Source organism: Thermodesulfovibrio hydrogeniphilus, from assembly GCF_054657355.1.
In genome coordinates, this window is the sequence record NZ_BAAHYW010000001.1 from 1871752 (window position 1) to 1883198 (window position 11447).

The window sequence follows — 11447 nt, forward strand, 5'->3', positions numbered from 1 at the left end:
GGGCAGAGAATGAAGAAAGATAAAGAGTATTTTCTTGATAAGCCGGGAAGTTTAAAGAAAATTTTGAGAATATTTTTTAGTTTCCTTGTTTTGCTAATTATAATTGACCCTTTTATACACAAACATGCTTATTTTGGTTTTGATGGCTATCCATCTTTTTACGGAGCATATGGCTTGGTAGCCTGTATTTTGCTTGTTCTTGCTGCCAAACACATACTTAGACCAATAGTGATGAGGCGGGAGGACTACTATGATGAATAATCCAATTCCGCCCTCTTTAATCCTGATTTTTGGCTCTTTTCTTATTCCTTTTTTGAAGGGCAAGATAAAGCAAGTCTACCTAATACTTGTTCCTTTAATTACCATCCTATATGTATTTACTATGCAGGAAGGCACATACTGGATTGTAAAAATACTGGATTACGAGCTTATTTTTGGAAGAGTGGACAGATTATCTCTTGCTTTTGGATATATATTTTCCCTTATTACTCTAATCGGTTGTATATACAGTCTTCATGTAAAAGACAATCTTCTTTTAATGTCTGCCTTTTCTTATGCAGGTGGTTCTCTTGGAGCTGTATTTGCAGGAGATTTTGTAACTCTCTTTATATTTTGGGAAGTAATGGCATTGGCTGCAGCATTCATAGTGTGGGCTGCAAAAACTAAAGGAGCGATTTCAGCGGGATTTAGGTATTTGATGGTTCATATTTTTGGTGGACTCCTACTGCTTGGTGGAATAATTTTGCATTACCATGAAACAGGTTCTCTACTGTTTAATTATGTTGGTTTAAGCGGATTGAGTTCTTGGCTTATTTTTCTTGGATTTGGCGTAAACGCAGCATTTCCTGTTCTTCATGCATGGCTTCCAGATGCTTATCCAGAGTCAACTGAATCGGGCACAGTTTTTCTGTCTGCATACACTACAAAGACAGCAGTATATGTTCTTGCGAGAGGCTTTCCGGGGACAGAACTTTTGATATACATAGGAGCTTTAATGACAGCATTTCCTATATTTTACGCTGTTATTGAAAACAATCTCAGAAGAGTTCTCTCATATAGTCTTATCAATCAGGTGGGTTTTATGGTAACTGGTATAGGAATAGGAACTCAGCTTTCCTTGAATGGAACTGTTGCCCATGCATTTTGCCATATTCTTTACAAAGCATTGCTATTCATGTCAATGGGAGCAGTGCTTTACAGAACAGGAAAGATTAATGCAACGGATTTAGGAGGACTTTATAAATCAATGCCTCTTACAACCATATTTTGTATTGTAGGAGCAGCATCAATCTCAGGCGTGCCTCTTACAAGTGGTTTTGTAAGTAAATCAATGATAGTTTCAGCTTCAGGAGAAGGTGGAATGCTTCTTATCTGGATTGCTTTGCTTTTTGCCTCTGCCGGTGTTTTCCATCATTCAGGAATTAAAATACCATTCTTTGCATTTTTCAGTCATGACTCAGGTATTAGAACGCAGGAAGCACCTAAACATATGCTTGTGGCAATGGGTATGGCTGCATTTTTGTGCATTGCAATAGGAGTTTTTCCCGGACCACTTTACTCAATTCTTCCTTATCCTGTTGACTATGAGCCATACACAGCAGCTCATGTTATAGACCAGACTCAACTACTTGCATTCTCTGCCCTTGCATTTACATTGCTCATGCTTGCTGGAATTTATCCTCCAGAGATTCGTTCTGTAAACCTTGATGCTGACTGGTTTTACAGAAAAGGAGCAAAGGTATTTATGAAGGTTGCAGATAGTGTTCTTGCAAAAGCTGAATACAACATAATCGGACAGGCTTATGAAAAAGTATTCATAAGGGGAATACTAAAAATAGCAAGCTTTTGCAAGCTGATTGATACATCTGGAGTTGATGGAACTTATAATGGAATGGCACGGAGTTCATTACGGTTAAGCGATGCTATAAAGGTAATTCAAACAGGTAAAGCCCATGACTATGCTTTTCTGATGCTGATTGGTATATTAATTTTGTTTTTGATTATTTTTATTCCATTTGTAATCTGAGGGGTGAGAAATGTTTGATTTACAAACTGAGTTTCCGTATCTTTCAGTAATAACATTTTTTCCACTTATTGGAGTTGTGTTAATACTATTGATAAGGAATTTAACCGCTGTAAAACTTATTGCCCTCAGCACAACAATTCTTAATCTTTTGGTCGCTCTTCCTGTGTTTATTAACTTTGATAGAACAAATCCTGTTTTTCAGTTTATTGAAAAGTATGAGTGGATTCCTGCAATTAGTGCATACTACAAGTTGGGCGTTGACGGAATAAGTATCCTTTTTGTTCTGCTCACTCTTATCATAAGCATACTTTGCGTTCTTGTCTCATGGAGAGCAATTCAGGAAAGGGTAAGGGAGTTTTATATTCTGATACTGCTTATGGAAATAGCCATGATAGGCGTTTTTTGTGCTATGGATTTGTTTTTGTTTTATATTTTCTGGGAAGCAATGTTAATTCCAATGTTTCTTCTCATTGGAATATGGGGTAGTTACAATAGAGTTTATGCAGCAATAAAATTTGTTCTCTTTACTTTTGCAGGCAGTGTTTTAATGCTCATTGGTATAATCAGTTTGTATTTCATAGCTGGAAAAACATTCGATGTTGTTGAACTCAGCAGGGTTAAACTACCATTTGAGTTTCAAATGTGGCTGTTTTTTGCATTTTTTGCTGCCTTTGCTGTAAAAGTCCCTATGTTTCCATTTCATACATGGTTACCTGATGCTCATACAGAGGCTCCAACTGCAGGAAGTGTTATTCTTGCAGGAATTTTGCTGAAAATTGGTGGTTACGGATTTTTGAGATTTTCTATTCCCTTTTGTCCTGATGCTACACTGTATCTTAAGCTTATCATGCAGGTACTTTCCCTTGTTGCCATTATCTATGGTGCCTTTGTTACTCTGATGCAGACAGATTTCAAAAGATTGATTGCTTATTCAAGTGTCAGTCACATGGGATTTGTAACATTAGGTATTTTTACACTTAACCAGACAGCCATTGAGGGCGCTGTTCTTCAGATGATTAATCACGGAATTGTTACAGGAGCTTTATTTATGTGCATAGGAACAATTTATGAAAGAACTCATACAAGGGACCTTTCAAAATATGGTGGACTTGGAAAGGCAGTTCCTGTTTTTGTAATTTTCTATACTTTCTTTTCCGCTGCTGCAATAGGATTTCCCGGAACGAATTCATTTATCGGAGAACTTTTGGTAATGCTTGGAGCTTTCAAGGACAGTTTTTATGTTGGCGTGCCGATCATTGCTGGAATTGTTCTTGGGACAACATATATGGTCTGGCTTTACTACAGAGTTGTGCTAAATGAAGTTAATCCTGCGATAAAAGAGCATCTTCATGATTTAAATTTAAGAGAAGTAATAATGTTTTTGCCTCTCGTATTTCTTGTTCTTTACATAGGAGTTCAACCTTCTGTTCCGATTAGTTTTATGAAGGTTTCAATTAAAAATCTTTTAGATGCTATAATACTAACAGGAATAACAATGAGGTAGGAGGAAGAAAATGAGTAACTACAATGTAATTTTGCCTGAAATAGTTTTTACTGCACTTTTTTTAATATATTTCGTTGCAGGTTTGTTTATAAAAAATAGAACATTAAATAGTTTCTTAGTCATTGCAACCGCAGCAATCACAGCATTTACTCTATTTAATTTCTATGGCGAAATATTTAATGGCATGTTTGTGGCAGATCAATTTAGTCAAACATTAAAACTCGTTTCTCTCCTAAGTCTTGTTCTTTGTACAGTTATATCTATTCGTTATAAAGAGATTAAAGATGAGATTTTTTATGAGTACTCAATACTTATGATGCTAAGCACTCTTGCCATGATGCTTGTGGTATCAAGCAGAGATTTTATTACTTTGTTTTTGTCTGTTGAGTTTATGTCTTTGGGACTTTATCTGTTGGCAGGTTCAGCATTTAAAGATTTAAAATCAAATGAGGCATCAATAAAATACTATGTACTTGGAAGCTTTATATCTGCCTTTTTCCTTTTTGGCATAGCAGTGATTTATGGTGTCACAGGAAATACTAATTTCATCAGTGTAGCTAAATTTATTGAAATAAACTCGTCTTCCCAGTATTACCTTATTTTTGGAGTATTAGCTATAGTTTCTGCCTTGTGTTTCAAGGCAGGTTGCGCACCTTTTCATCAATGGTCTCCTGATGTGTATGAAGGAGCACCAACTCCTGTTACTGCTTTTATGTCTGTAGGACCTAAAGCAGCTGCAGTGGGAGCTATTGCAAGAGTAATTTTTGAGGCATTTAAGGGAAGACTAGATTTATGGTTGCCTTTCCTTGTATTTATTGCTCTTCTTACAATAGCTATAGGTAATGTGCTTGCACTGAGGCAGAAAAATCTTAAAAGACTTCTTGCTTACTCATCAATTGCTCATGCCGGTTATGTAATGCTGGCAGTGATAGCTTGTTCACAGGAAAGTCTCAGTGCTATTTCATTTTATATGATTGTTTATGCTTTTATGAATATTGGAACTTTTGCAACAGTTATGGCAGTACCAGATGGAGAAAAAATAGAAAGTTATGCTGGGCTTTCAATGTCAAATCTTTATATCTCTGTTTGCATGTTGTTTTTCCTTTTCTCTCTTGCAGGGATTCCTCCATTTGGCGGATTTGTTGCTAAATTCTTAGTTTTTAAATCAATTATAAACGCTGGTTACATATGGGTAGCAGTAGTTGGAATAATTTTTAGTATTCTTTCAGCCTTTTATTATTTGAGGATAGTAATGAAAATGTTTTTTGAATCAAGGTATGAAGCTATAAAACTACCTGTGCATTCTTCATTTAATTTTACAGTAGGAGTAAATGCGACTGTAATATTAATTGCAGGCTTAATTCCAAATATTTTTATGCTAACCATTTAAAACCCAGGGAGGTGTTATAAATGAAAGCTTTAAATGTAAAAAGACTTTTACAAATTATTAATATCGCAGTAGTTGTTGCTTTCTCAATATTACTTACACTTACTTGGTATAACGAAAAAAAATTAGGAGAAACTGTACAACAACTTGTCAGTAAAGAAACCAAATTATTAGTAGCTTTTCATAACATGTATGCTCAGGGGCTTCAGACTGGACAGGCTACAAGAAATGTCTTTATAAATCCAAAAGATGAGCAGGCAAAAAAGAATTATCAGAAAGCCCATGAAGAATTTATCAAGGCAAACGAAGAAGCAATGAAACTTGCAAAAGGAGAAATGCAAGAACAACTTAAACAGATAGTTCAGCTTTGGCAGAAGGACCATGAGATGAAAATGGAAATTCAGAGATTGGCAGTAGAAGGTAAAAAAGATGAAGCTGTTCAAAAGATTGTAGAAGAGACAAAGCTTTGGAGAGACATAAAAGATAAACTTTTTAAATTAATTGATACCGAAGACAAAGAATTCATTAAAGTTAGTGAAAAAGTTCAAAGAGACAGAAGAAACAATCTTATTATTTATTCTGTGTTTATTTTACTTTCGTTGACAGCACTAAGTGCTATGATTTATTACTCATACAGACTCTATAACAAAAACATGTCATCAGCCTTAGCCTGTTTCTATAATCTTGAAAAAGGTGATTTACGAGCAGAAACTCAGACCTGTGACTTAATGGGAGATATTTATCAAAGAATAACCTCAAGTTTGAGAACAACAATAGGAAACATAAGAAATATTGCTAAAAATATTCATTCAATTGCTGATCCCCTTTCTAAAGAAACTGACAACTTAGAGAAAACCTCTTCTCAGCAACTTTCTCGTATTGACCATGTAGCATCAGCCACAGAGGAGATTTCGCAGACTATAATTGATGTGGCGAAGAATGCAGCTGATTCATCGGAGTCTGCTCGTGCTGCAAACGAGAAAGCATTGCAAGGTAAAGAAGCTGTAGAAAGGGCGGCTAAGGCAATGGTTGATATTGCTAATTCAATAAGAACAGCATCATCCACAATTGAAGAGCTTGGACAAAGCTCACAGGAGATTGGAGAAATTGTGCTTACAATAAAAGACATAGCAGACCAGACAAATCTGCTTGCACTTAACGCAGCAATTGAGGCAGCGAGGGCTGGTGAGCAAGGAAGAGGTTTTGCTGTTGTTGCGGATGAAGTGCGTAAGCTTGCAGAAAGAACAGCGAAGGCAACAGATGAGATAGGTGAAAAAATAAGAAATATACAAGCAAAATCCAATGCTTCAGTAAATGCAATGAATCAAAGTAGCGCTCAGGCTGAAGGTGGAGTAAATCTTGCTCAGGAGGCAATGAAAGCACTTGATGAAATTGTATCTGCAACAGAAAAAGCAATGGATATGATTCAAAGAATAGCTGCAGCTACTGAGGAACTTTCGGCCACAAGTGAGGAAATAGCTCAAAATATGGATAGCATCAGAGAAGCTATAAATTCTACAGTTAGAATGATACAAGATGTAAGAACTCTTGTTGAAAGACTTTATGGAGAAGTGAAAAGCCTTGATGAAAGCGTGGATTATTTCAAGATTTAAAATCTAAAAATTGGCATACCCCACCCTCCTCCACATGGGCGTCAGGTCTTTAATCTTGGGCTTTTATAATAAAAATTAAGACCTGATGCCCAAAATTTTTTGAAGTAAAATTGAAATGACAGTTGGAATCTAAATTGAGCTATTTTTTAGTGTTAAATGCATGCCTTACTGAAGATAAATCATGGTAATCGGGCTCTCCGACCTTGCGAGGCAGACCGAAGTTATGCCGAAGAAATCTCTTTTTACGAGCCGTAGAAAGGCGAGATTACTTCACTCTGCTCACAATGACTCTTAAGAATCCCCCAATTTATGTTTATATTGATTTCTCAACTTCTTCATTTAACGCCGCAAAAGATAAAGACTTCCATATCTTGATTTGACAAATGACTAAATTTTTAGGTATTTTATTATTTTAGTGTTATAACCAAAAAAATCTTTGAGGTGAGGTATAAAGATGAAAACACCTTTTGTGAAAAAGGAAGAAGTAAACAGGAAATGGTATATTGCTGATGCAACTGGACAGACACTTGGAAGATTTGCTGCAAGAATTGCAAAAGTTCTCATGGGCAAACACAAGCCAACCTATACTCCAAATGTTGACAATGGTGATTTTGTAGTAGTCATTAATGCAGAGAAAATCAAAGTCACAGGCAAAAAACTAACTGATAAGGTATATTACCACCACACAGGTTATATGGGAAATCTTAAGGCAGAAACTTTGAAGGAGAGGCTTGAAAGGGAACCTGAAGAAGTTATCTTTGATGCGGTATGGGGAATGATTCCAAAAACAAGGCTTGGCAGAAAAATGATAAAAAAGCTCAAAGTTTACAAAGGCTCTGAGCATCCTCATAAAGCTCAAAATCCTGAGCCAATTCAATTAAGTTGAGGTGAAGCAATATGGCAAGTCAATACGGAGCAACGGGAAGAAGAAAAAGGTCTGTGGCAAGGGTCATTTTAACTCCTGGCACAGGGAAGATAATCGTTAATGGTAAGTCAGTTGAAGAATACTTTCCAAGAGAAACCTTAAGGATGATTCTAATGCAGCCACTTCAGGTAGCAGGTGTTGTAGGAAAGTATGATGCTATCGTCAATGTAGATGGAGGAGGATTAAGCGGACAGGCAGGTGCAGTAAGGCATGGTATTGCAAGAGCCCTTGTAAGTCTTAATCCAGACCTCAAGCCAAAGCTTAAAAAAGAAGGATTCCTTACCAGAGACCCAAGAGAAGTAGAGAGAAAGAAGTACGGACAGCCTAAGGCAAGAAAGAGATTCCAGTTCTCCAAGAGATAAAATGCTTAAAGTTTTTATCTGTGGAGGAAGTGGATATACAGGAAGTGAGCTTCTAAGAATTCTTTCGCTTCATGATGAAGTTGAAATAGTAGGAGTTACAAGTGAAAAATCAGCAGGGATGGCGGTCAATGAGCTTTTCCCTGCTTTTTTTGTTTATAGCCATCTAAAATTTGAAAATCTTGATACCAACAAAATAAAAGACAGAGCTGACGTTTATTTCCTTGCCTTGCCACATGGAAAGTCACAGCAGGTTGCAGCAGAACTTTTAAATGCTGGCAAAAGGGTTATAGACCTTTCTGCAGATTTCAGGATTAAAGATTCAGGTATATACGAGAAATGGTATAAAACAACTCACCTTTTCCCTCATCTTCTAAATGAAGCTGTTTATGGGCTGCCAGAGATTTACAGGGAAGATATAAAGATCTCTAAACTGATTGCAAATCCAGGATGTTATCCAACAAGTGTCATTTTGCCTCTTTATCCGTTTTTGAAAAAAGGGCTTTTAAATCCTCAGACAATCATTGCAGATTCAAAATCTGGCACCTCTGGTGCTGGAAGAAAGGCTGAGGTAACCTTAAGCTATTGTGAGGTCAATGAGGATTTTAGAGCTTACAATGTAGCTAAACACAGACATACTCCAGAGATAGAGCAGGAGTTAGGCTACGCATTTGGAAGTCCTATAACAATTGATTTTACAACTCATCTTTTACCTTTAAACAGAGGAATCCTTTCAACAATATATGCCGAGTTAACAAAAAACATCACAACAAAAGATGCGATTGAAATTCTAATGGAATTTTACAAAAACGAGCCCTTTGTAATAATAATGCCTGAGGGACAAATTCCAAGCATTAAGTATGTAAAAGGAACTAATTATTGCTACATTGGTGCTGTAGTAAATCCAAGAACAAATCGTCTAATTCTCATCTCAGCGATAGACAACCTTGTAAAAGGTGCATCGGGACAAGCTGTTCAAAACATGAATATAATGTTTGAAATTGAGGAGACAAAGGCTCTTAAAAATCTTGCACTGTCTCCGTAATAATTCCTCCACCTAATACCATATCGCCTTTATAAAATACAGCACTTTGACCCGGTGTTGGTGCAAACTGAGGAATTTCAAAACACACTTTTACTCTATTATCGTCCAAAATATTTACTAAAGCCTTCTCAGGCTTCATGGCATAACGAATTTTTACTTCGCATGAGAATTCGCTTTTTTCATAATCAGCAAGCCAGTTGAGTTCTTCAACATAAAATTCTTTCATGAAAGCCATATCTTTTGAACTGACATAAACAGTATTCAAAGAAGGGTCTATTTTAACTACATAAAGAGGGTGAGGATAAGCTATTCCGAGCCTTTTTCTTTGTCCTATTGTATAAAGATGAATGCCTTTATGATGACCTAAAATTTTTCCCGTAGATATCTCAACAATCGGACCCTCCTCAGATTTCTTTAAGAAATCGTAATATCTTTTGTCCTTTAAAAAACAAACCTCAGCGCTTTCCTCTGCTTGAGCAGAAGGAATTCCTGCCTGTTGTGCTATATTTTTAACTTCTTGTTTGGTAAGCTCTCCAAGAGGAAACAGAATTCTTTCAAGGAAATCTCTTTCAATTCCATAGAGGAAGTAGGACTGGTCTTTTATAGGATCAATGCCTTTGAAAAGAAAGGGCTTGTTATTTATTTTTAAGATTCTTGCATAATGTCCAGTAGAAAAATATTGCGCATTGATTTTATCTGCCAAATTTTTTAGAGCAGGAAACTTGATTTTTCTGTTACATAATACACATGGATTTGGAGTAAGTCCTCTTTTATATGCCTCAAAAAAGGGCTCTACCACTTCGGTCTGAAATTGATTTCGCAGGTCTTGTATGTGAAAGGGTATATTCAGGAATTCTGCTGATTCTTGAGTGAATTTAAGATTTGCAGGCTCATCGTAAAGAATAAAAAAAACTCCTTCTACAGCCATTCCTTTCTTTTTTAGCAAATAGGCTGTTGTAGAGGAGTCAACACCTCCGCTCATTGCAACTAATATCTTTTCCATTTAGGTTTCTCCAAATGATATAATTTTATTATAACTGGAGAGGTGCCAGAGTGGACGATTGGGGCGGTCTCGAAAATCGCTGTGGGTGTAAGCCCACCGAGGGTTCGAATCCCTCCCTCTCCGTTGCCTTTCATAATAATTTTAACCTGAATTGAGCGATTTTTTATGTCAAACTTTTTAGCTGAAACATAGATAAAAACTCGTCACTGCAAACCTCCCTGTTGCGAGCGATAGCGTGGCAATTTCAGAGATTGCTTCGTCGCTATCGCTCCTCGCAATGACGCCCTATTTAGTCACTACGAGCCTCTGCTTTTTTCATCACTGCAAGCCCTTCTGTTTTTTTTCGTCACTGCGAGCCTCCGAAGGAGGCGAAGCAGTCTCTAATTAGTGATTGGTGCATAGTGAATAGTGCATGGTGAATTTTGGATTTTGAATTGTTTGTCATTACTTTTAATGTCCAACAAAGGCGAGATTGCTTCCTCCTCGCTTCGCTCGAAGTCGCAATGACGAGGAGGAGAATACCTTGCAATGACGAAAAAATAACTGTCACGAGTCGCAGATGTGGCAACCACTCGCAATGACTCCTCTTTCCTGTCATCATAAGGCTTGCGACCAACTTTTTTCTGTCATCACGAGGCTTTCAAAGCAACTTTTTCCTGTCATCACGAGGCTTGCGAAGCAAGCCGAAGTGATCTCTTCGTTGGGAGACGAGAAAAAGGCGAGCTTGCTTTGGATGCTATCGCACCTTCGTAATGACGATGAGGGTGGTCATTGCGAGGCATCTGTAAGGATGCCGAAGCAATCTCTCAATTGTATAAAAAGGACAAGATGGATTTGGAATTGATAAACGCAAAAATTCAAACCTCACCCTATATGTTTAACCAATGAATTTTTGTATGATTTTGTCTTCGTATTCGGGAAAGTCTTCAAGATACAAAGGACGTTTTCGTCCGATGTTGAACTTAAGCAGTTTGAAATTAAGCTCTCTGATTCTTCTAATTCTTTCTTCATCATCGTCTATTGTTTTCAAAAGCTCTTTGAGGTCTATTATTTCCTTTCTAAGCTCCATTTCTGGCGGGATACATCCTGCATTTTTCAAAATCTTAAAGGCAAGCCTCAAATCTTCAGGCACCCAACTGTAGTCTTCTAATTTCAGAGGCTTTCCTTTATTGGGAAGGTCATCAAAAAGTCCCTGTTGAATTGCTTCTCTAATTTTTTCTTCAGCTATTTTCTGAAAAATATCCATTGCTTAAAAAATTTTGTTTTGTTTTTATTTTAGCATTATTTAGCAGGATTTTGAGAAATTTTTTATACAAAACCCTTTTTAGCTTGTCATTTCAAATATAGTAAATGAAATTTTAATGAGATTGCTTCTGATACTAAAACTGACGCGAGCCGAAGGCGTGGCTACCACTCGCAATGTCTCCTCCTTCCTGTAATCACGAGGTTTACAGAGCAATCCGAAGTAATCTCTTCATTGGAAAAGGGTTTGCAATGAGAGGTAATGCTTTGTAAAGAAAAACAATCCAGCATCCAACATCCAACGCCTAAAATCCAAAATCTAAAATCCATTAATCTCCAATTA

General features: G+C 36.8%; 10 protein-coding genes and 1 tRNA gene. 9 read left to right on the forward strand and 2 right to left on the reverse strand.

Annotation, left to right across the window (positions count from 1 at the left end):
- The first annotated feature begins 9 nt into the window (after nt 1-9).
- The 8 genes from ACYQ3P_RS09475 (at nt 10) to argC (ending at nt 8859) form a co-directional block, all read left to right on the forward strand.
- Nucleotides 10-261 (forward strand): hypothetical protein, encoded by a 252-nt coding sequence (locus ACYQ3P_RS09475; RefSeq protein WP_460177653.1) that lies wholly within the window; start codon nt 10-12, stop codon nt 259-261.
- Nucleotides 254-2026, forward strand: coding sequence for a Na(+)/H(+) antiporter subunit D (locus tag ACYQ3P_RS09480; protein ID WP_460178074.1), 1773 nt, complete (start codon nt 254-256; stop codon nt 2024-2026). Before ACYQ3P_RS09475 ends, ACYQ3P_RS09480 begins: the two co-directional genes overlap by 8 nt.
- A gap of 10 nt (nt 2027-2036) precedes the next feature.
- The gene (locus tag ACYQ3P_RS09485; protein ID WP_460177654.1) at nt 2037-3530 is read left to right on the forward strand and encodes an NADH-quinone oxidoreductase subunit M; all 1494 of its coding nucleotides are present in this window, start codon (nt 2037-2039) and stop codon (nt 3528-3530) included.
- A gap of 10 nt (nt 3531-3540) precedes the next feature.
- The gene (locus ACYQ3P_RS09490; RefSeq protein ID WP_460177655.1) at nt 3541-4920 is read left to right on the forward strand and encodes an NADH-quinone oxidoreductase subunit N; all 1380 of its coding nucleotides are present in this window, start codon (nt 3541-3543) and stop codon (nt 4918-4920) included.
- Nucleotides 4921-4940: 20 nt separating this feature from the next.
- On the forward strand, nt 4941-6530 hold the full coding sequence (locus ACYQ3P_RS09495; protein ID WP_460177656.1) for a methyl-accepting chemotaxis protein: 1590 nt from the start codon (nt 4941-4943) through the stop codon (nt 6528-6530).
- A 454-nt stretch (nt 6531-6984) separates the two neighbouring features.
- Nucleotides 6985-7416 (forward strand): 50S ribosomal protein L13, encoded by a 432-nt coding sequence (gene rplM, locus ACYQ3P_RS09500; protein ID WP_460177657.1) that lies wholly within the window; start codon nt 6985-6987, stop codon nt 7414-7416.
- An 11-nt stretch (nt 7417-7427) separates the two neighbouring features.
- On the forward strand, nt 7428-7817 hold the full coding sequence (rpsI, locus tag ACYQ3P_RS09505) for a 30S ribosomal protein S9 (RefSeq protein WP_460177658.1): 390 nt from the start codon (nt 7428-7430) through the stop codon (nt 7815-7817).
- A gap of 1 nt (nt 7818) precedes the next feature.
- Entirely contained in the window at nt 7819-8859 is a 1041-nt protein-coding gene (gene argC, locus ACYQ3P_RS09510; protein ID WP_460177659.1) for an N-acetyl-gamma-glutamyl-phosphate reductase, read from the forward strand.
- Here the strand turns inward: argC and mnmA are convergent.
- Entirely contained in the window at nt 8834-9862 is a 1029-nt protein-coding gene (gene mnmA / locus ACYQ3P_RS09515) for a tRNA 2-thiouridine(34) synthase MnmA (RefSeq protein WP_460177660.1), read from the reverse strand. The genes argC and mnmA overlap by 26 nt on opposite strands.
- A gap of 36 nt (nt 9863-9898) precedes the next feature.
- Here mnmA and ACYQ3P_RS09520 point away from each other — a divergent pair.
- Nucleotides 9899-9985 (forward strand) — tRNA-Ser (locus ACYQ3P_RS09520).
- Between the two features lie 754 nt (nt 9986-10739).
- Here ACYQ3P_RS09520 and ACYQ3P_RS09525 read toward each other — a convergent pair.
- Entirely contained in the window at nt 10740-11108 is a 369-nt protein-coding gene (locus ACYQ3P_RS09525; protein WP_460177661.1) for a DnaJ family domain-containing protein, read from the reverse strand.
- Between the last annotated feature and the right edge of the window lie 339 nt (nt 11109-11447).

Coding starts and splice junctions, on each gene's coding strand:
- ACYQ3P_RS09475 (WP_460177653.1), top strand. CDS start 10: ATGAAGAAAGATAAAGAGTATTTTCTTGATAAGCCGGGAAGTTTAAAG.
- ACYQ3P_RS09480 (WP_460178074.1), top strand. CDS start 254: ATGAATAATCCAATTCCGCCCTCTTTAATCCTGATTTTTGGCTCTTTT.
- ACYQ3P_RS09485 (WP_460177654.1), top strand. CDS start 2,037: ATGTTTGATTTACAAACTGAGTTTCCGTATCTTTCAGTAATAACATTT.
- ACYQ3P_RS09490 (WP_460177655.1), top strand. CDS start 3,541: ATGAGTAACTACAATGTAATTTTGCCTGAAATAGTTTTTACTGCACTT.
- ACYQ3P_RS09495 (WP_460177656.1), top strand. CDS start 4,941: ATGAAAGCTTTAAATGTAAAAAGACTTTTACAAATTATTAATATCGCA.
- rplM (WP_460177657.1), top strand. CDS start 6,985: ATGAAAACACCTTTTGTGAAAAAGGAAGAAGTAAACAGGAAATGGTAT.
- rpsI (WP_460177658.1), top strand. CDS start 7,428: ATGGCAAGTCAATACGGAGCAACGGGAAGAAGAAAAAGGTCTGTGGCA.
- argC (WP_460177659.1), top strand. CDS start 7,819: ATGCTTAAAGTTTTTATCTGTGGAGGAAGTGGATATACAGGAAGTGAG.
- mnmA (WP_460177660.1), bottom strand. CDS start 9,862: ATGGAAAAGATATTAGTTGCAATGAGCGGAGGTGTTGACTCCTCTACA.
- ACYQ3P_RS09525 (WP_460177661.1), bottom strand. CDS start 11,108: ATGGATATTTTTCAGAAAATAGCTGAAGAAAAAATTAGAGAAGCAATT.